The 20,516-nt window shown below is 59.7% G+C and carries 19 protein-coding genes; all 19 read left to right on the forward strand.

Features of this window, described 5'->3' with window-relative positions; translation table 11 throughout:
- Window positions 1-28: 28 nt before the first annotated feature.
- The 19 genes from OC605_RS15115 (at window position 29) to fliE (ending at window position 20,513) form a co-directional block, all read left to right on the forward strand.
- Window positions 29-2,944: a glycosyltransferase family 2 protein gene (locus OC605_RS15115; RefSeq protein ID WP_262137936.1), complete on the forward strand. Its 2,916-nt coding sequence runs from the start codon at window positions 29-31 to the stop codon at window positions 2,942-2,944.
- A gap of 22 nt (window positions 2,945-2,966) precedes the next feature.
- Entirely contained in the window at window positions 2,967-3,968 is a 1,002-nt protein-coding gene (pseB, locus tag OC605_RS15120; protein ID WP_262137937.1) for a UDP-N-acetylglucosamine 4,6-dehydratase (inverting), read from the forward strand.
- Entirely contained in the window at window positions 3,965-5,125 is a 1,161-nt protein-coding gene (pseC, locus tag OC605_RS15125; protein WP_125925355.1) for a UDP-4-amino-4,6-dideoxy-N-acetyl-beta-L-altrosamine transaminase, read from the forward strand. The genes pseB and pseC overlap by 4 nt, the downstream gene beginning before the upstream one ends.
- Window positions 5,126-5,152: 27 nt before the next feature.
- Entirely contained in the window at window positions 5,153-5,773 is a 621-nt protein-coding gene (locus OC605_RS15130; protein WP_262137939.1) for a pseudaminic acid biosynthesis-associated methylase, read from the forward strand.
- Complete coding sequence (gene pseF, locus OC605_RS15135; protein WP_262137940.1) at window positions 5,770-6,465, forward strand: pseudaminic acid cytidylyltransferase; 696 nt, start codon at window positions 5,770-5,772, stop codon at window positions 6,463-6,465. Before OC605_RS15130 ends, pseF begins: the two co-directional genes overlap by 4 nt.
- Window positions 6,462-7,967 carry a UDP-2,4-diacetamido-2,4,6-trideoxy-beta-L-altropyranose hydrolase gene (pseG, locus tag OC605_RS15140; RefSeq protein WP_262137941.1) on the forward strand — a complete coding sequence of 502 codons (1,506 nt, stop codon included), beginning with the start codon at window positions 6,462-6,464 and terminating at the stop codon, window positions 7,965-7,967. Before pseF ends, pseG begins: the two co-directional genes overlap by 4 nt.
- Entirely contained in the window at window positions 7,960-9,012 is a 1,053-nt protein-coding gene (gene pseI / locus OC605_RS15145; protein ID WP_262137943.1) for a pseudaminic acid synthase, read from the forward strand. Before pseG ends, pseI begins: the two co-directional genes overlap by 8 nt.
- A gap of 227 nt (window positions 9,013-9,239) precedes the next feature.
- Window positions 9,240-10,166, forward strand: a complete 927-nt coding sequence (locus OC605_RS15150; protein WP_016771093.1) for a ketoacyl-ACP synthase III — start codon at window positions 9,240-9,242, stop codon at window positions 10,164-10,166.
- 87 nt (window positions 10,167-10,253) lie between these two features.
- A complete protein-coding gene (locus tag OC605_RS15155; protein WP_262137944.1) occupies window positions 10,254-11,543 on the forward strand; it encodes a motility associated factor glycosyltransferase family protein in 1,290 nt (429 codons plus the stop codon).
- On the forward strand, window positions 11,540-11,806 hold the full coding sequence (locus OC605_RS15160; RefSeq protein WP_186566000.1) for a hypothetical protein: 267 nt from the start codon (window positions 11,540-11,542) through the stop codon (window positions 11,804-11,806). Before OC605_RS15155 ends, OC605_RS15160 begins: the two co-directional genes overlap by 4 nt.
- A gap of 242 nt (window positions 11,807-12,048) precedes the next feature.
- A complete protein-coding gene (locus tag OC605_RS15165; protein ID WP_073472782.1) occupies window positions 12,049-12,900 on the forward strand; it encodes a flagellin domain-containing protein in 852 nt (283 codons plus the stop codon).
- A gap of 73 nt (window positions 12,901-12,973) precedes the next feature.
- Entirely contained in the window at window positions 12,974-13,330 is a 357-nt protein-coding gene (locus OC605_RS15170) for a flagellar protein FlaG (protein ID WP_262137946.1), read from the forward strand.
- A gap of 82 nt (window positions 13,331-13,412) precedes the next feature.
- Window positions 13,413-14,861 carry a flagellar filament capping protein FliD gene (gene fliD, locus OC605_RS15175; RefSeq protein ID WP_262137947.1) on the forward strand — a complete coding sequence of 483 codons (1,449 nt, stop codon included), beginning with the start codon at window positions 13,413-13,415 and terminating at the stop codon, window positions 14,859-14,861.
- A gap of 129 nt (window positions 14,862-14,990) precedes the next feature.
- Window positions 14,991-15,389: a flagellar export chaperone FliS gene (gene fliS / locus OC605_RS15180; RefSeq protein ID WP_041479013.1), complete on the forward strand. Its 399-nt coding sequence runs from the start codon at window positions 14,991-14,993 to the stop codon at window positions 15,387-15,389.
- Window positions 15,390-15,400: 11 nt separating this feature from the next.
- The gene (locus OC605_RS15185) at window positions 15,401-15,697 is read left to right on the forward strand and encodes a hypothetical protein (RefSeq protein ID WP_016771085.1); all 297 of its coding nucleotides are present in this window, start codon (window positions 15,401-15,403) and stop codon (window positions 15,695-15,697) included.
- 172 nt (window positions 15,698-15,869) lie between these two features.
- Window positions 15,870-17,345, forward strand: coding sequence for a sigma-54 dependent transcriptional regulator (locus OC605_RS15190; protein WP_016771084.1), 1,476 nt, complete (start codon window positions 15,870-15,872; stop codon window positions 17,343-17,345).
- 111 nt (window positions 17,346-17,456) lie between these two features.
- Window positions 17,457-18,668, forward strand: a complete 1,212-nt coding sequence (locus OC605_RS15195; protein WP_024012102.1) for a sensor histidine kinase — start codon at window positions 17,457-17,459, stop codon at window positions 18,666-18,668.
- A 5-nt stretch (window positions 18,669-18,673) separates the two neighbouring features.
- Window positions 18,674-20,056 (forward strand): sigma-54-dependent transcriptional regulator, encoded by a 1,383-nt coding sequence (locus tag OC605_RS15200; RefSeq protein WP_262137949.1) that lies wholly within the window; start codon window positions 18,674-18,676, stop codon window positions 20,054-20,056.
- Window positions 20,057-20,183: 127 nt separating this feature from the next.
- Window positions 20,184-20,513 (forward strand): flagellar hook-basal body complex protein FliE, encoded by a 330-nt coding sequence (gene fliE, locus OC605_RS15205; RefSeq protein ID WP_262137951.1) that lies wholly within the window; start codon window positions 20,184-20,186, stop codon window positions 20,511-20,513.
- Window positions 20,514-20,516: the final 3 nt, after the last annotated feature.

Below are 20,516 nucleotides of genomic sequence, written 5' to 3' on the forward strand. Positions count from 1 at the left end.
GGCGAGTCGCCGGTTGTGGAGAGAAGTTATGCAAGGCAAGTACAGTTCTGAACTGACGCTACCGCTCAACGAGTTGTTGACGGTGGTGCTGATTACTCACAACCGGCCGGCGTTCCTGCGCCGTGCGGTGAAGTATTACAGCAGCTTGCCCTGCCGAATCATGGTGCTGGACTCCACGCCGGAACGTCCGGAAGGCGATTTCTCCGCCGTCGATTATCATCATGTACCGCAATTCGCCTACTGGGGGATGCAGGCCAAACTGGCCTATGGCGTTGAGCAACTGAGCACGCCATACATGGTGCTGGCGGCGGATGACGATTTCATCGTGTTCGATTCGCTCTGCGAGTCTGTCGGCTTTCTTCAGGCCAACCGTGACTATGGCATGTGCCACGGCTATTGCCTGATGTACCTGGCGAAGGCCGATGGCGTGAACTACTACCGCCGCGACAAGAAGGTTCAGGAAGACTATTCGTCCGAGCGGGCGCAGGATCGCGTCATTGACTACATGAGTCAGTACATCCCGCCGTTCTACGCGGTGACCCGTACCGACCTGATGAAAACCTGGCACTCGTCATTGCCGCCGGGGACCAATTTCCAATGGCAGGAAATCGGGCACGTGTATTACCTGCTGGCGAGCGCCAAGGCACGGATCCTGCCGATTCCCTATGTGGTACGCGAGATCAACTACGGCGTTTCCGAACACAATACCGACGTGTATCACTCGCTGACCTATGTTGATGGCAAGTCGGTCGCCGAACGAGAGGCGTTTGCCGAATTCCTTGTCTCGCTGCCGACCGGTATCCAGAACCTCGATGCAGGGCAAGCCAAGGCATTTGTTCTGGAGAGCTTTGCGGCGATGGCCGAGAGTCTGGCCGTCCGCCGGGCGCTGACTGCCGAGTTGATTTTCGAGTCGACCTGGAATCAGCAATTGCGGCGGCCTGATCGGCGTTTCGGCCCACTGCAGTACGTTGAGATGCCGTTCTACAACCAGACGTTTTTCGATCTTCTGGAACAGTTTGAATTCATGATGCACGCCCTGCCGGCGGGTCGCCTTCAGTTGGAAGGGCTGGAAGGTGTATGGACGCGTCAGGCGCATCTGCTCCAGGCGCGCAATAACGATACGCCGGAGAGCGTGGTCGACCGGTTGTGGCAGGCGCATGATCTGAATGCGTTCAACCAGGTGGTTACCAAGCGTCTGGCCGCGCAGCTGCAAGTGCTCGGTGACGAGACGGCGGCGCAAGCCATGCATGAATGGGTCGCCCGCCTCGAGGCGCTGACGGTCGACGATCATCAGGTCACGTTCGACAAGATGCAATCGGGACGTTTGTTGAATTGGCTGGCTGCACGTGCGCCTGCCATCGAGCAGCTCGAGTCGATCAGCCAACACGTGGCTGCCGAAGGTGGTGGTCAGCAGTTCGGTATCTTCCTCCTTGATCTGGACAACGACATCGACAAGTTGCAGGTGTCGCTCGACAGCCTGGTCGAGGGGCACTGCAAAGCGTTCAGGATTGTCGTGTTCACCACTGGTGAAGCGCCGGCAGCGACCACTGCGCAGAACACCCTGCACTTTGTCCGTGTCACGCCCGGCAATCTCGTCGACAAACTCAACCAGAGCGCTCAGCAGTCGCCAAGCGACTGGTTGATGTTGGCTCAGGCCGGTGATGAGTTCACCGCTAGCGGCCTGTTGCGCGCCAGCCTTGAACTGATGGGGGCCGAGAGTGTGCGTGCGGTCGCCACCGATGAAATCCAGCGCAAGGAAAACGGCGCACTGGTCGACGTATTCCGCCCCGGTTTCAACCTGGATCTGCTGCAAAGCGTGCCGTCGCTGATGGCGCGGCATTGGTTGATCCGTCGCCAGGTGCTGCTTGACGCTGGCGGTTATCAGGCCGACTTCAGCAAGGCGCTGGAATTCGATCTGTTGCTGCGCATCATCGAACAGGGCGGACTTGACGGTCTCGCGCATCTCGACGAGCCGCTGCTGATCACCGAGCAGGCGCCTCTGGAAGAAAACGCCCACGAGCGTCAGGCGTTGCTGCGTCACTTGGGCAATCGCGGCTACAAGGCCAAAGTCACTTCGGCGGCGCCGGGCACCTGGCAGATCGATTATCGCCACACTGAGCAGCCACTGGTTTCGATCATTGTGCCGGTCATCGATGATTTGCCGGCACTGCGCCGCTGCCTGGAGGGCGTGCTGCTCAAAACCCGTTACAGCCGCTACGAAGTGCTGCTGGCAGCCAACGGCAAGCAGTCGGCAGCGGTCAACGATTGGCTGGGAACGCTGCGCCACGCCAAGGTCAACGTGTTGCGTGCCGACCAGCCGCTGAGCGAAGTCGCTTTGTACAACGCCGCCAGTGAACAGGCGCAGGGTGAATACCTGGTGCTGCTGGCCGCGGACAGCGAAGTGGTCAATCCGAACTGGATCGATTCGCTGCTCAACCATGCCCAGCGTCCTGAGGTCGGCATCGTCGGCGCCAAACTCGTCGATCGCGATGGCAAAGTCGCCAATGCCGGTCTGATTCTTGGTCTGAACGAAGGCGTGGGTTCGCCTTTCATCGGCGAGCAACACAAGGCCGAGGGCTACATGCAGCGGCTGGTTGTCGAGCAGAATTATTCGGCCGTCTCCAGGGTATGCCTGATGGTCGGCAAAGAGCTGTTCAATGCCCTTGGCGGCCTCGACGAAGCGACCTTCGCTGACGGCTATGCCGATGTCGATCTGTGCCTGAAGGCCGGCCAGGCCGGTTACCTCACCGTGTGGACGCCACTGGTGCAGGTGCTGCACACCGGCGAGCTGCCACAGGCGCCAGCGGCATTGGCGGCATTGCGTGAAAAATGGCCCGACGCCTTTGCCCAGGATCCGGCGTACAACGCCAACCTGGCCTTGAGTGGTAAAGGTTTCACTCTGGGCGAAAACGCCTCGATCAATTGGGCGCAGTTGCTCGCCTGAGCAGGCCGACAGGAATTACAACATGTTCAACGGACAATCGATTTTCATCTCCGGCGGCACCGGCTCGTTCGGGCGCAACTTCATCCGTCGCTTGCTGGAGCAATACCAGCCCAAGCGCGTGGTGGTGTTCTCCCGCGACGAGCTCAAGCAATGCGAAATGCAGCAGACGTTCAATGCACCGTGCATGCGTTATTTCATCGGCGACGTGCGTGACGCCGAGCGCTTGCGTCAGGCGATGCGCGGCATCGATTACGTAGTGCATGCCGCCGCGTTGAAGCAGGTGCCGGCGGCGGAGTACAACCCGACCGAATGCATCCGCACCAACGTCAACGGCGCGGAAAACATCATCGCCGCTGCCATCGACAACGGTGTGAAAAAAGTCGTGGCGCTGTCCACCGACAAGGCGGCCAGCCCGATCAATCTGTACGGCGCGACCAAGCTGCTTTCGGACAAACTGTTCGTCGCCGCCAACAACATTGCCGGCGAGCAGCAGACCCGTTTCGCCGTGGTGCGCTACGGCAACGTCGCTGGCTCGCGTGGTTCGGTGGTGCCGTTCTTCAGCAAGCTGATCGCTGACGGCGCGCAAGAATTGCCGATCACCGACGAGCGCATGACGCGGTTCTGGATCACCCTCGACCACGGCGTGCAGTTCGTCCTCGATAGCTTCGCGCGCATGCACGGCGGTGAAGTGTTCGTGCCGAAGATCCCGTCGATCCGTATCGTCGATCTGGCGCGCGGCATGGCCGAGCATCTGCCACACAAGAACGTCGGCATTCGTCCCGGCGAGAAGCTGCACGAACTGATGGTGCCGCTGGACGATGCGCGCATGACCCTGGAGTTCGAGGATCACTACACGATTCAGCCGTCGATTCGTTTTACCAGCGTCGACGTCGATTTCGCCGTCGATAAACTCGGTGAACGTGGCCGTGCCGTGGACGAGGATTTCGAGTATCGCTCGGACACCAACCCTCATTTCCTTTCAGTGGGGCAGATCGCCGATCTGCACGCGAAGCTGTCGGTATGATTCCCTACGGTCGGCAGAGCCTCGATCAGGCAGACATCGATGCGGTGGTCGAGGTGTTGCAATCGGACTGGCTGACCCAGGGGCCGACCATCGAACGCTTCGAACAGGCCATGGCCGCGCGTTGCCAGGCCGATTTTTCCGTGGCGGTGTGCAATGCCACGGCGGCGCTGCACATTGCTTGTCTGGCCGCTGACCTGGGGCCGGGCGATCGCTTGTGGACCTCGCCGAATACGTTTCTGGCTTCGGCCAACTGCGGGCGCTATTGCGGCGCAGAGGTTGATTTCGTCGACATCGATCCGCTGACCTGGAACCTCGACGCCTTTGCCCTTGAAGCGAAGCTGGAACAGGCCGAACGCGACGGCATGCTGCCGAAAGTCCTCGTCGCCGTCGCGTTCTCCGGGCAGAGCTGCGATATGCGCAAGATTGCCGATCTCGCCGTGCGCTACAACTTCACCGTGATCGAAGACGCCTCGCACGCGGTGGGCGCCAGTTACGCCGGGCGTCCAGTCGGTTGTGGCGACTTCGCGGCGATGACGGTGTTCAGTTTTCACCCGGTGAAAATCATCACCAGCGCCGAAGGCGGCATGGTCCTGACCAATCGCCCGGCGCTGGCCGAACGTCTGCGACGGCTGCGCAGCCACGGCATGACCCGCGATCCCGAGCACATGACCGAGCCGAGCCACGGACCGTGGTATTACCAGCAGATTGAGCTGGGTTTCAATTACCGGATCACCGATCTGCAAGCGGCGCTGGGACTGTCACAGCTGGGCAAACTGGATGAGTTTGTCGCCCGGCGCCGGGAACTGGCGGCGCGCTATGATCGCTTGCTGGCGTATTTGCCGGTGACGTTGCCGAGCCCGCAGGAAGAGGCGGAGTCTGCCTGGCACCTGTATGTGATTCGCTTGCAGACCGAGCGCTTCAGCCTCAGTCACCGCCAGGTTTTCGAAGGTTTGCGCGCGGCCGGTATTGGCGTGAATCTGCACTACATTCCCGTGCACTTGCAGCCTTACTATCAGGGTCTGGGGTTTGCCGAGGGCGATTTTCCCGAGGCTGAACGCTATTACGCTCAAGCCATCAGCTTGCCGCTGTACCCCTTGCTGAGCGATGAGCAGCAGGATCATGTAGTCGAGCAACTGCGGCGACTGACCGAACGATGACCGCTGCGGCGGTAGACGAGACTGTGTATGCGCGATCTGAGCGAGCAGGAAAGATTCTGGCAGGGTGAGTTCGGCAACCATTACGTTGAGCGCAATGTCGGCCAGGCGCTGGTGGCGGGCAATCTAGGGTTTTTCGCCAAAGCGCTGAGCCGGGCGGGTCGCGTCGACAGTCTGCTGGAGCTGGGTACCAACGCCGGCAACAATTTGCAGGCATTGCGTCAGTTATTGCCGCGTTGCGAACTGTTTGGTGTCGAGATCAACGAAAGCGCGTGCGCGCAGGCGCAGGCGCTGGACATCGCGCAAATCTGGCACGGCTCGTTGTTCGATTTTCCTGTCGAGCGCCGCTACGATCTGACCCTGAGCAAAGGCGTGCTGATCCATCTGGCCCCCGAGCTGTTGCCGCGCGCCTATGCGCAGTTGTACGAGCTGAGCCAGCGCTACATCCTGATCGCCGAGTACTACAATCCGGCACCCATGGAAATCGCTTACCGCGGTAACAGCGGCAAGCTGTTCAAACGCGATTTTGCCGGGGAAATGCTTGATCGCTATGCCGATTTGCAACTGCTCGACTATGGCTTCGTCTATCACCGTGATCGGCAATTTCCGGCCGATGACATCACCTGGTTCCTGTTGGAAAAACGCCCTTGAGCAACGTCGCAATCATCCCTGCCCGTGGCGGCAGCAAGCGTATCCCGCGCAAGAATCTCTTGCCGTTCGTGGGCGTGCCGATGATTGTCCGCTCGATCCGCACAGCGCTGGAATCAGGTTTGTTCGAGCAGGTCGTGGTCAGCACCGACGATGCCGAGATTGCCGACATCGCGAGGGCGCACGGTGCGCAGGTACCGTTCATGCGCCCGGCCGATCTGGCCGATGATTTCACCGGCACTGCGGCGGTCATTGTGCACGCACTACAGCAGTTGCCGTCCTTCGATTTCGCTTGCTGCATTTACGCTACTGCGCCGCTGTTGCAGGCACGTTATCTGCGTCAGGGTTTGGAGTTGCTGGAGCAGCATCCGCATCGATCATTTGCGTTCTCGGTTTGTGATTTCGCGTTTCCGGTACAGCGTGCACTGACAGTCGACGGGGACGGCGCCTTGACGGCGTTGTATCCCGAGTTTCGCAATACTCGTTCGCAGGACTTGCCCGAGGCGTTTCAGGATGCCGGGCAGTTTTACTGGGGCCGCAGCGCGGCGTGGTTGCGCGGTGATGTGCTGTATTCGCCAGCCAGCCTGCCGGTGATTCTGCCGCGATATCTGGTCCAGGATATCGACACCCCCGAAGACTGGCAGCGCGCCGAATACCTTTACGCGGCGCTCAAGGCCGGCGGAGAACTGCAATGAGAGTGCTGATCCGCGCCGACGCCTCGCCAACCATTGGCAGCGGCCACATCGCCCGTTGCCTGACCCTGGCGCGGGTGCTGAAACAGCAGGGCAGTCACGTCGCGTTTGCCTGTCGGCGTTTGCCGGGGCATCGACTGGAAGCCTTGAATGCCGAAGGCTTCGAGACCTTCGCGCTGCCCGAGCGCTATCGTGATGAAGACCCGCTGCAGGCTATCGAATCGATGTTGCCGTGGCAGTTCGATATTGATGCACTGGGCCTGCTGCTGGACGGGCAGGCACCGTTCGACTGGATCATCGTCGACCATTACGGACTCGATCATCACTGGCAAACCGCTGCCCGGCGCTGGGCGCACCGAATCGCCGCCGTGGATGATCTGGCCACGCGGCGCTACAGCGTCGATCTGCTGCTCAATCAGAACCTCTCTGGCTTGAGTGAAAACTACGCGCCGCTGCTGCCGCCAGGCTGTCGCACCTTGCTCGGCCCGCGCTACGCCATGCTGCGCGAAGAATTCAACTGCGAGGCCATCGAGATCAAACCGAAGGCCCGGCGCGTGCTGGTGAATTTCGGCGGTTTCGACGCGGCGAGGCAGACTCATCACGCGATGCTGGCGCTGGCGGATTTCACTGAGTTGCAGGTGGATTTCGTCGCTGGCGCCGACAACCCGGCGTGGACGCAGATGCAAGCGTTGGCCGAGAAGCGACCGAACTGGCGCCTGCACAGTTTCGTCAGCGATTTCCATCAGCGCATGACTGACGCCGACCTGTTTATCGGCGCTGGCGGTGGCACCAGTTGGGAGCGCGCGGCGTTGGGCTTGCCGACCATCTGCATCGCCGTGGCGAATAATCAGCAGGCCAACGGCGAAGTCATGGCCGCTGCCGGTGCGCATGTGTTCATGGGGGCTCGCGAGCAGGTCAGCGTCGAGCAGTTGCGTGATGCGGTCGGATTCGTCGTGAACAATCATTTTCTACGCCGCAGCCTCGCCGAGCGCTCGCGGCAACTGGTCGATGGCCGCGGTGCTGAGCGTGTGGCGGCGGCGCTGGCCGGTGCGGTGCTGAAACTGCGCCCGGCGACGCTGGACGATGCGCAGTTGCTGTTCGATGGGCGTAATGCCGAAGCGGTACGGCGCTGGTCGCTGGAAACCGGCGTGATCGATTGGGCGCAGCATCTGAACTGGTTGACGGCCAGTTTGCGCAATCCGCAGCGGCTGCTGCTGATTGCCGAGGCGGATGACGGCCCGGTCGGGGTGCTGCGCTACGACTTGCGCGGGTTCGATGCCGAAGTGTCGATCTATCTGCTGGAGGGGCGTTTCGGCCTCGGTTGGGGCAGGGCAGTGCTCAGCCGTGGCGAAGCATTTGTCGCTGCGCACTGGCCGCAATTGACACGCATCACTGCGCGGGTCATGCCCGCCAATCAGTCCTCATTGAAAGTTTTTCGCGACGCCGGGTTCATCCAGGAAACCTGTGCGTTCAGCCGTGTTTTGAAGGATCACCCGCATGTCTAGTTTCAAGATTGGCCAGCACACCATCGGTGCCGATGCGCCGCCGTTCATCATTGCCGAAATGAGCGGCAACCATAACCAGTCTCTCGACGTCGCTCTGCAAATCGTCGAGGCGGCGGCCAAGGCCGGGGCGCATGCCTTGAAGCTGCAAACCTACACCGCCGAAACCATGACCCTGGATTTGGCTGAAGGCGAATTCTTCATCAAGGATCCGGGCAGTCTGTGGGCCGGCACGTCGCTCTACGATCTCTACGAAAAAGCCCATACGCCGTGGGAGTGGCATGCGCCGATTTTTGCTCGGGCCAAGGAGTTGGGCATGCTCGCGTTCTCGACGCCGTTCGATGACAGCGCGGTAGACTTTCTCGAAAGCCTTGAAGTGCCGGCGTACAAGATTGCCAGTTTTGAAAACACCGATCTGCCGTTGATCCGTCGAGTGGCAGCGACCGGCAAACCACTGATCATCTCCACCGGCATGGCCAGCATCGCCGAACTGGATGAAACCGTGCGTGCCGCCCGCGAGGCCGGGTGCAAGGATCTGGTGTTGCTCAAGTGCACCAGCACCTATCCGGCCACGCCCCTCAACAGCAATGTGCGCACGATCCCGCATCTGCGTGAGTTGTTTGGATGCGAGGTGGGGCTTTCAGATCATTCGATGGGCGTTGGCGTGTCGGTGGCCGCAGTGGCGCTGGGAGCGACGGTGGTGGAGAAACACTTCACCCTCGACCGGTCGGCCGGTGGCGTGGACGCGAGTTTCTCCCTGGAGCCTGCGGAGCTGGCCAGTCTGGTCGTCGAAACCGAGCGTGCCTGGCAGGCGATGGGGCGTGTTCAGTACGGTCCGACCGAGGCCGAGCGCAAGTCGCTGGTCTATCGCCGGTCGCTGTATGTCACCGCTGACATGGTCGCTGGTGAAGCCTTTACCGGGGACAATCTGCGCGCCATTCGCCCCGGTCTCGGTCTGCCGCCCAAGCACACCGAAGCCGTCCTCGGACGCCGTGCGCGCACCGCGATCAAGCGCGGTACGCCGCTCGACTGGTCGTTGATCGAATAAGCCAATCTGCCATCGATTCGGCAAAATAGCGTGACCTGCGAGTCATAACGCGCATCTTCACTGTATTGTATTGACCGGGGAGATGGCGCCTGGCCCGTTTTGCGGTTCCAGTGATAGCCCTTTGCGCTTCCCGTGGCTGCCCGTTGTGGCGGCCGTTTTCTGTTTGTCGGCGCCCCTCGAATCCTTGCGAGCGGTGGTTTTGGGCTGTTTTTTATTGGGAAGCCGTAATGATTGGCATAAAAAGCATTGCGAGCTACGTTCCTGTAGCCGGCGTGGACAATTACGCACAAGGTGCAAAATTCGAAAAGGATGAAGAGTTCATCCTTGGCAAGATCGGTTCGGCGTTCCTGCCGCGCAAAGACGCTGAGCAGGAAACTTCCGACCTGTGCGTGGAAGCGGCCAATGCGCTGTTCGCCAGCAATCCTGAACTGAAACGTGAATCGATCGACGCGTTGATTGTCGTCACTCAGAACGGTGATGAAGAAGGCCTGCCGCACACAGCAGCAATCGTCCAGGACAAGCTCGGCCTGCCGACCAATGTCGCAGCGTTCGATATCTCCTTGGGCTGCTCCGGTTACGTCTACGGCATCTACGCGATCAAGGGCTTCATGGAAGCCGCCGGCCTGAAGAACGGCCTGCTGATCACCGCTGACCCGTATTCGAAAATCGTTGACCCGGAAGACCGCAACACCACCATGCTGTTTGGCGATGCCGCCACCGCTACGTGGATGGGCGAAAACCCGACCTGGGCGCTGGGCAAGGCCAAGTTCGGCACCGACGGTTCCGGCGCACCGCACTTGAAAGTCAGCAACGGCGTGTTCTTCATGAACGGTCGTCAGGTGTTCAACTTCGCATTGCTGAAAGTGCCGGCGCACTTGCACGAGCTGCTCGACGATTCCAATCTCAAGGCCGATGACATCGACGCATTCTGCATTCACCAGGGCAGTGCGGCGATTGTCGACGCCGTGGCGCGACGCTTTGAAGGCGAACCGGAGAAGTTCATCAAGGACATGGTCGAGACTGGCAACACCGTGTCGTCGAGCATTCCATTGCTGCTGGAAAAACATGTCCTCGACTCTGACTGGCAGCGCGTTGCGCTGAGCGGTTTTGGTGTCGGTCTGTCGTGGGGCTCGGCGATCATCTATCGTCCGTAGGCTCTAGCAAAAAGCACTGATACAAAAATAGCGTTCAAGGTTAACCTTGAACGCTATTTTTTTGCCCGAGAAGGAGCGCGAGGCGCCATGAGCGAGTTTTTCCAAGCCAATGCCGAGGTGTTGCAACGGCGCTGGCCGGCGCTGTACGAGCGATTGATGGCTGAAGACAGCGCGTCCGTGCAGGCCGAACTCGTGCAAGGACTGGGCTCGACGCTGAGCGTCGATGGCATTCAGCTGACCAGTCGCCATGATCGTCTGCATGAGGCGCAGATCCAGGCGGCGAGCCTGCCGGAAAAACCGCAACTTCACGTTTATGGCACTGGCCTGGGCGACTTGCCAGGCGTGCTGCTCGAGCGCGTAGGCCTGGAAAAACTGTACGTACACATCCTCAATGGCGCGCTCTTTGCGCTGGTGCTGCAGTTGCTCGATCAGCGCCAGTGGCTGCAGGATTCTCGGGTCGCGCTGTTTTACGCCGGTGATCACCCGGACTTCTTCACGCCATTCTTTGCCTTGCCCGCCGAGATGCTGCTGGCCGATGACTTCAATGCAAAGGTCCGCGACCGGCTGATCAATGAAGTGCACCTGACATTCAACAATCGCGATTTCGATCCGCAGTCACCGGAAATCCAGCAACGCTTGCAGGAATGTCTGCCGGTGGTGCTTGGCGATGACGATGTCGCGCAGTTGTTCGGCAGTTGCGCTGGACGTGACATCTACGTGATCGCCACCGGACCGACGCTGGAGCAGCATTTCGAACGTCTGGCGGCGATCCGTCAGCTTGCTGAGCGGCCGTTGTTCATCTGCGTTGATACGGCCTATCGGCCATTGCGTGAGCACGGCATCGAGCCTGATCTGGTGGTGAGCATCGATCAGCGCATCGGCTTTCGGCATCTGCCGTGCGAGGCGTCCGAGAACATTGCGCTGGTGTACTTGCCGATGAGCGATCCGCAGGTATTGAAGGCATGGAAGGGCAAGCGTTATGGCGGCTATTCGGCCAGCCCGATCTACAGCGACCTGCGAGAACAGTATCCACGCGGTGAGCTGCACGTCGGCGGCAGCGTGATTCATCCGGCGGTGGATCTCGCGGTAAAAATGGGCGCGAGTCGAATCACTCTGTTTGGCGCCGACTTCGCCTTCCCGATGAACAAGACCCACGCCGGTTGGGACGACGGCGATCTGGGCCCGCCGCTGGCCCAGGCGCGGCACTGGGTGCGCGATGGCCACGGTCAGCGCGTCAGCACTCAGCTTAATTTTCGCGGCTATCTGTGTGTGCTGGAGCGTTATATCGCCGCGCATCCACAGGTCGAATTTCTCAACAGCAGCCGCGCCGGTGCATCGATTGCCGGGACCGCTTTCAATCCGGAGTTCGTGCAATGAGTGCGCTGAGTCAGTGTCAGGATCAGTGTCGTCAGTGTGCCGCGTTGTTTCGCCTTGGGCGTGACGTTGAGGCGGCACTGACGATGGTCGATGTATTCGAACAGGCCCAGCAATGTCTGGCGTCTGCCTCAGTGGATATCCAGCAGGCGTGGGCACAGGTGCTCACGCAAATGCTCGACTGTCAGGAGCGCCAGGACTGGTTGGGCCTGGCTGACTATATGGAATACGAACTGGTCGAATTGCTGGAAACTGTCAGGCGTTGAACCGCTGCGCAGCGCTGGCCCGCGGCTTTGGGTTGCAGGCGGTTTTATGACGTCATTTTTTCGCGCTGGATGTGCTGCTAAGTCTTTGTTTTCTCGGGGGTGGCGTGGTGATGGCAAAATTTTTTCAAAAAGCCCTCAAGCAACCTGCAATCCCGACGATAACTATTACGAAGGTTCTCTAGGCCATACCCGGCGGTTGCCAGGGCCGGAAGCCGCAGTACCCAACCAACGAGGAATTCGTCATGGCTTTAACAGTAAACACCAACACCACATCGTTGAACGTTCAGAAAAACCTGAACCGCGCTTCCGACGCTCTGTCCACTTCGATGCAGCGCCTGTCTTCCGGCCTGAAAATCAACAGCGCCAAAGACGACGCCGCTGGCCTGCAGATCTCCAACCGTATGTCCTCGCAGATCCGCGGTAACACCCAGGCCATCCAGAACGCCAACGACGGTATCTCCGTTGCCCAGACCGCTGAAGGCGCTCTGCAAGCTACTACCGACATCCTGCAGCGTATGCGTGAACTGGCTGTTAAAGCCCGTAACGGTACCAACGGCACTGCTGACCAGACCGCTACCAACGCTGAATTCGCTCAGATGTCCGACGAGATCACCCGTATCTCGGCTTCGACCAACCTGAACGGCAAAAACCTGCTGGACGGTTCGGCTGGCACTGTGACCCTGCAAGTGGGCGCAAACACCGGTTCGGCTAACCACATCGACCTGGTACTGAGCTCCAAGTTCGACGCCGTCAGCCTGTCGGTTGGCAGCGGCACCGTTGTACTGACTGGCGCCAGCCCTTCTGACGCTGCCGTCGCCATCGACAGCGCGATCACTGCAATCGACGCAGCTATCGCTAACATCGGTGCTACCCGCGCCAGCCTGGGTGCTTCGCAAAACCGTCTGACCAGCACCATCCAGAACCTGCAGAACATCACTGAAAACACCACCGCTGCTCAGGGTCGTGTACAGGACACCGACTTCGCCGCTGAAACTGCTAACCTGACCAAGCAGCAGACTCTGCAGCAAGCTTCGACCTCCGTACTGGCTCAAGCCAACCAACTGCCTTCCGCTGTACTGAAGCTGCTTCAGTAATTTCGGAATGAGTTTAAGCGGGGGAGTGCGCTTGTCGTGCTCTCTCGCTTTTTTACGTTAAGAGGTGATGGGCATGGACATGAGCGTAAAGCTTAACGTGTCTTATCCGGCTCCCAAGCCAGTGCCACCGGTTGCTGACAAACCGTCAGAGCTGCCTAAAGTCCAAAAGACTGAAGCGCCGGTCGAGGCCAAGGATCAGGATGCGGACGGCGCCAAGTTGAAACTGGCGGTGCAAGAGATAGAAAAGTTCGTCCAGTCGATCAAGCGTAATCTGGAGTTCTCGATCGACGAGCATTCCGGCAAGGTCATCGTCAAGGTGATCGCGAGCGAGACGGGTGAAGTCGTTCGACAGATTCCTTCCGCCGAAGCCCTCAAACTGGCCGACAGCCTCGCCAATGCAAGTCATGTATTGTTCGACGCCAAAGCCTGATAAATGGCATGAATAGTGTTTGTTCGTTCTCAGGACGCGTGTAACGGTCAAAAGAATGGCAGCAATCTGAAGGGAGATGCACATGGCAAGTCCAATTCTACCGGGTTCCGGACTGGGTTCCGGCCTGGACATCGGCGCGATCGTGACCGCGCTGGTCAACGCCGACAAGTCTGCCAAGCAGACGCAGATCGATACTGCGACCAAAACCAACAGCCTGAAGATTTCCGGTGTCGGTTCGCTGAAAAGCGCATTGGCGGCATACCAGAAAGCAATGGGTGATCTGAACAAGGCAACGAGCCCGGCGTTTGCCGGTTTTACTGCGACTTCGGACACGCCGACTGTTGTCGGTGCCACATCGGATAAAACCGCCGTACCGGGTACGTATAGCGTCGTTGTGAAAAATCTGGCCACCGGCTCGAAAGTCGCCAGTGCCGCCTTCGCCGGCGGGGCCGCCAGTGCCATTCCGAGTGGTACTCTGAAAATCAGTCAGAATGGCATTGATTACAATGTCGCGATTCCGGCCAATGCCACCTTGCAGTCCACGCGTGATGCGATCAACACCGCGCAGGCCAGCAACGGTATTTCGGCCAACATCGTGACCGACAGCACCGGTTCGTCGCGACTGGTGCTCAGCTCGAACAAGACGGGCGCCGGCATGGACCTGCAGGTCAGCGGTATCGCCGGCCTCGAAATCGATGGCACCCAGGAAATGGGCAGCAGCCCGGCGGCCGGTGCGTCCGGAGCCGTCGGTAAGCTGGCGATGGATGCCAGTCTGACCATCGACGGCCTGGCCGTTACCAGCAAGACCAATACCGTGACCGGTGCAATCAGCGGCATGACGCTTAACCTGACTGCTGCCAGTCCATTGGTCAATGGCGTCGCAACGCCAGCGACCGTTTCGGTTGCGACCAATACCGCCGGCATCCAGACATCGCTGCAATCGTTCATCGATTCCTATAACACCCTGAAGAAAACCATCGACACCTTGTCCAAGGCAACGCCGGATGCCGATGGCAATCTGACCGTTTCGGCGGCGTTTACCGGTGACGCTCTGCCGCGTTCGTTGATGGCGGATGTGCGCGCTCAGTTGACAGATCCAGGGGCGGGCGGAGCGGGGCAATTGTCCGTGCTCTCGCAGATGGGCGTATTGACCGATAGCAAAACCGGTTTGCTGACGCTCGATACGGCGGTGTTCAACAAGCGGATGGAAACTCCGGGCATGGCTGGCCAGGTTCAGCAGCTCTTCAGCGGCACCGATTCCAAGAATGGTCTGTTGGCGCGTATGACTGCGGCGGTTGATCCATACGTCAAGACTGGTGGGCTGCTCGATCAGCGCAGTTCCAACCTGACTAATCTGACATCGAGCCTGCAAAAGCAGCAGGCGGCGCTGGATCTGCGTGTGGCTAACCTGACGACGACATTGACTGCCAAGTACAATGCCATGGACTTGCTGGTAGGCCAGATGAAGGCAACGGCGAGCAACATCACGTCGTTCTTCAGCTCGCTGAACGCTCAGCAGTCCGCGAAGTAACAGTCAGTAACGACAAAAACCCGGCTACGCTTTATCGGCGTGCGCCGGGTTTTTGTCTTTTGATCTAAAGTTTTCGGACCGGTTGGCGATACACTGGTTATACGAGTCAACGTGGCAATGAGGTAGAACATGAACCCGATGTTAGCCCTTCGGCAGTACCAGAAAGTCGGCGCCCATGCGCAGACGTCCGAAGCGAGCCCGCACCGTTTGGTGCAAATGTTGATGGAAGGTGGACTGGCCCGGATTGCGCAGGCCAAAGGCGCCATCGAACGCAAGGATATTCCCGGCAAGTGCACGGCGATCAGCAAGGCCATCGGCATTGTCAGTGGCCTGCGTGAAGGCCTCGATCTTGAGAACAACGCCGAGGCGCTGGCCGATCTGGATGGCCTGTACATCTACATGATGAAGCGCCTCGCCGAGGCCAACATCAGCAGTGATCCGCGTGTCCTCGATGAAGTAGCCGGTCTGCTGACAACGGTAAAAGAAGGCTGGGACGCCATCGCGCCCGTGCCGGCTCCGCAGTTCTGAAGGAGATCACCATGAGTCTTGTATTGCAGCGAATAGCCGATACCCGTGAAGCGTTGGTCGGAGCATTGGCCGAGCGAAACTGGGAAGCCATTGGTGAGTTGGATCTGGCTTGCCGTTCCTGCATGGAAGACGTCATGGCGGAAGCTTCGCTGGACGAAGTGGCACTGCGCGACAACCTTGAGGAGCTGCTATTCGTCTACAAAGAGCTTCTCGAGGTGGCAATGGGCGAGCGGCAGGCGATAGCCAACGAGATGTCGCAGATCACCCAAGCGCAAAAGGCTGCAAAGGTTTACCATCTGTTTGGTTGATTAACCGTCAGTTGAACCAGAGATGTGCGCCATAAATTTGACTGTGCACGGTTTTTTGACTTAACTAGTGGCTATTATCAGGTTTAGGGCGTCTACAGGCACATGGTGTCCTGCAAGCGTCTCGCTTGCCTTATTTTTCGGGCATTGAGTTGACTAGGGAAGTTGCTATTGCATGTGGCGTGAAACCAAAATTCTGCTGATCGATGACGATAGCGTCCGCCGCCGCGACCTGGCGGTGATTCTGAATTTTCTTGGCGAAGAAAATTTACCCTGCGGCAGCCATGACTGGCAGCAGGCAGTCGGCTCTTTGTCGTCTAGTCGTGAGGTCATTTGCGTACTGATCGGGACGGTCAATGCTCCTGGCGCGCTTTTGGGCTTGCTAAAGACACTCGCAACCTGGGATGAGTTCCTTCCGGTTTTGTTAATGGGCGATAATTCTTCCGTTGACCTGCCTGAAGACCAGCGTCGACGCGTCCTGTCGACCCTTGAAATGCCGCCCAGCTACAGCAAATTGCTCGATTCGCTGCACCGCGCCCAGGTCTATCGTGAAATGTACGACCAGGCCCGCGAGCGCGGCCGTCATCGCGAACCCAATCTTTTCCGCAGTCTTGTCGGCACCAGCCGCGCGATTCAGCACGTCCGGCAGATGATGCAGCAGGTGGCCGACACCGACGCCAGCGTACTGATCCTCGGCGAGTCCGGCACCGGCAAGGAGGTGGTCGCGCGCAACCTGCACTATCACTCCAAACGCCGCGACGCGCCATTCGTGCCGGTCAACTGCGGGGCGATCCCTGCAGAGCTGCTCGAGAGCGAACTGTTTGGCCATGAGAAGGGCGCCTTCACTGGCGCGATCACCAGCCGTGCCGGGCGCTTTGAGCTGGCCAACGGCGGTACGCTGTTCCTTGACGAAATCGGCGACATGCCGCTGCCGATGCAGGTCAAGCTGCTGCGCGTATTGCAAGAGCGCACCTTTGAGCGCGTGGGCAGCAACAAGACCCAAAGCGTCGACGTGCGCATCATTGCCGCAACCCACAAGAATCTCGAAAGCATGATCGAGATCGGCTCGTTCCGCGAAGACCTCTACTATCGCCTGAACGTGTTCCCGATCGAGATGGCGCCGCTGCGTGAGCGCGTCGAAGACATCCCGCTGTTGATGAACGAACTGATCTCGCGCATGGAGCACGAGAAGCGCGGTTCGATCCGTTTCAACTCGGCAGCGATCATGTCGCTGTGCCGTCACGGCTGGCCGGGCAACGTCCGCGAGCTGGCCAACCTCGTCGAGCGCATGGCGATCATGCACCCGTACGGAGTGATCGGCGTGGTCGAGTTGCCGAAGAAATTCCGCTACGTCGACGACGAAGACGAGCAGATGGTCGACAGCCTGCGCAGCGATCTGGAAGAGCGCGTCGCGATCAACGGCCATACGCCTGACTTCAGCGCCAGTGCACTGCTGCCGCCGGAAGGCCTCGATCTCAAGGACTACCTCGGTGGTCTGGAGCAAGGCCTGATTCAGCAAGCCCTGGACGACGCCAATGGCATCGTGGCACGGGCCGCTGAACGTCTGCGTATTCGCCGCACGACTCTGGTCGAGAAGATGCGCAAGTACGGCATGAGCCGGGCTGGAGGAGACGAACAGGCGGATGATTGACGCCTGTTTTGCAAGCGCTTCATTTATAAGCGGTTTTTTTTTAGGCACGGGTATTGCTATAGCCCTCGCAACGTTCCGTTTCACTGACGGTCAGCCAAGCGAGAGAGCCCAATGCCCCAAGCCGCCCAGATCTCTTCTGCCTCCAATATCGTGGGGCAACCCTCGTCCGTAGAGCAGGCAAGTCGTCAGGGACTTGAGCAGGCCTTCCAGCTGTTCAACCAGATGTCGAGTCAGCTGACTGACTCATACAGCCTGCTCGAAGCGCGGGTCACCGAACTCAAGGGTGAACTGGCCGTGGTCAGCGCCCAGCGCATGCAGGAACTGGCGGAAAAAGAACGCCTGGCCAATCGCCTGCAAAACCTTCTCGACCTGTTGCCCGGCGGCGTAATCGTCATCGATGGACACGGACTGGTGCGCGAAGCCAACCCGGCCGCCATCGATCTGCTTGGCTCGCCACTCGAAGGCGAACTCTGGCGCCATGTGATCGCACGCTGCTTCGCTCCCCGTGAAGACGACGGTCACGAAATCTCCTTGAAAAACGGTCGACGTCTGTCGATCTCCACCCGCTCGCTGGATGCCGAGCCGGGGCAGTTGGTGCTGCTCAACGACTTGACCGAAACCCGGCATCTTCAGGATCAACTGGCACGGCATGAGCGTTTGTCGTCGCTGGGGCGCATGGTTGCCTCGCTGGCCCACCAGATTCGCACGCCGCTGTCCGCCGCTTTGCTCTACGCCAGTCATTTGACTGAACAGCAATTGCCGGTGGAAACCCAGCAACGTTTTGCCGGCCGCCTGAAAGAGCGGCTGCACGAACTCGAACATCAAGTGCGCGACATGCTGGTGTTCGCTCGCGGTGAATTGCCGCTGACCGACCGCATTACGCCCAATGCCCTGATGCAATCGCTGCAGGCTGCGGCGTTGACCCATGTGCAGGATCTGCCAATTCGCTGGCAGTGCGACAGCCATGCCGGTGAGCTGCTGTGCAACCGCGATACGCTGGTCGGCGCGCTGCTGAATCTGATTGAAAACGCCATTCAGGCCAGCGCCGGCGAGGCGCGGCTGAAAGTGCATTGCTACACCAGAGGCAACACCCTGCGTCTGTGTGTCAGCGACAGCGGCAGCGGCATTGAGCCGACAGTTTTGGCGCGCCTCGGCGAGCCTTTTTTTACTACCAAAGTCACCGGCACCGGCCTCGGCCTGACCGTGGTCAAAGCGGTGGCCCGTGCGCATCAGGGAGAATTGACCCTGCGTTCGCGAGTCGGGCGCGGCACCTGCGCGCAGGTCAGTCTGCCGCTGTTTTCCGCTGCACAGGGAGTTGAATAAACGTCATGGGCATCAAGGTGTTGCTGGTCGAGGATGACCGTTCGTTGCGCGAAGCGCTGGCCGATACGCTGCTGCTCGCCGGCCACGACTATCACGCCGTCGGCAGCGCCGAAGAAGCGTTGACGGCCGTGGCGCAGCAAGCCTTCAGCCTGGTGGTCAGCGACGTCAATATGCCGGGCATGGACGGTCACCAATTGCTCGCGTTGCTGCGCGCACGCCAACCGCAATTGCCGGTGCTATTGATGACCGCCCACGGCGCGGTCGAGCGTGCGGTCGATGCAATGCGCCAGGGTGCGGCGGATTATCTGGTCAAGCCGTTCGAACCCAAAGCGCTGCTCGATCTGGTGGCGCGCCATGCCTTGGGCAGTATCGACGCGGGCGAAGCGGACGGTCCCGTCGCCGTTGAACCGGCCAGTGCGCAGTTGCTCGAGCTGGCGGCACGGGTCGCGCGCAGTGACTCGACTGTGTTGATCTCCGGCGAGTCCGGCACCGGTAAAGAAGTGCTGGCGCGCTACATTCACCAACAATCGCCGCGGGCCAGTCATCCGTTCATCGCGATCAACTGCGCGGCAATTCCTGACAACATGCTCGAAGCGACGCTGTTCGGTCATGAGAAAGGTTCGTTCACCGGCGCTATCGCCTCGCAGGCCGGCAAGTTCGAACAGGCGGACGGCGGCACCATTCTGCTCGATGAAATTTCCGAAATGCCCCTGGGCCTGCAAGCGAAGCTGCTGCGCGTGCTGCAAGAGCGTGAAGTGGAGCGAGTGGGCGCGCGCAAGCCAATCAGTCTGGATATTCGCGTGGTCGCCACGACCAACCGCGATCTGGCCGGCGAAGTGGCGGCGGGGCGCTTCCGTGAGGACCTGTTTTACCGCTTGTCGGTTTTCCCCCTGGCGTGGCGTCCACTTCGCGAGCGCACTGCCGATATCCTGCCGCTGGCGGAAAAGTTGTTGGCCAAACACGTCAATAAAATGAAGCACGCCGCAGCGAAGCTATCGCCCGAAGCGCAAGCCTGCCTGACCGCGTATCCGTGGCCGGGCAATGTGCGTGAACTGGACAACGCCATTCAGCGTGCGTTGATTCTGCAGCAGGGCGGTTTGATTCAGCCGCAGGATTTTTGCCTGAGCGGTGCGGTGACATTTGCGCCGTCGCCGGTCGCGGCACCGGTGATCCGCGAGGTGGAAATCGAGGCGGATTCTTCCGGCGCCCTGGGCGATGACCTGCGCCGCCGGGAGTTTCAGATGATCATCGACACCCTGCGCGCCGAGCGTGGCCGGCGCAAGGAAGCTGCCGAAAAACTCGGCATCAGCCCGCGTACCCTGCGCTACAAACTGGCGCAAATGCGCGACGCCGGGATGGACGTCGAAGGCTATCTGTTCGCCACCTGATCGATGCTGCAAAACATCCAGATGCTTTTCTCAGAAGGGTGCCCATGAGCTGGCACCCTTGTTGCTAATACCTGTGTACCCGCCGAGTGAGTGTCAAAAAATTGCGGGCCGCCCAAGAGAGTAGACCATGAGCCAAGGTATTGAATTTAATCGGTTGATGATGGACATGCAGGCCATGAAAGTGGATGCCATGTCTGCGCGTAAATCGACTGCCGCCGTCCAGGAAATCGCGGGCAGCAGCTTTTCCGACATGCTCGGTCAGGCGATCAATAAAGTCAGCGATACCCAGCAGGCGTCGACTCAACTGGCCAACGCGTTCGAGATCGGCAAGAGCGGTGTCGACCTGACTGACGTCATGATTGCGTCGCAAAAAGCCAGCGTGTCGTTCCAGGCTCTGACCCAGGTGCGCAACAAGCTGGTCCAGGCTTACCAAGACATCATGCAGATGCCGGTTTAAGGG

Origin of the sequence: Pseudomonas sp. Marseille-Q5117 (assembly GCF_946901175.1) — a bacterium.
GTDB lineage: Bacteria > Pseudomonadota > Gammaproteobacteria > Pseudomonadales > Pseudomonadaceae > Aquipseudomonas > Aquipseudomonas iranensis.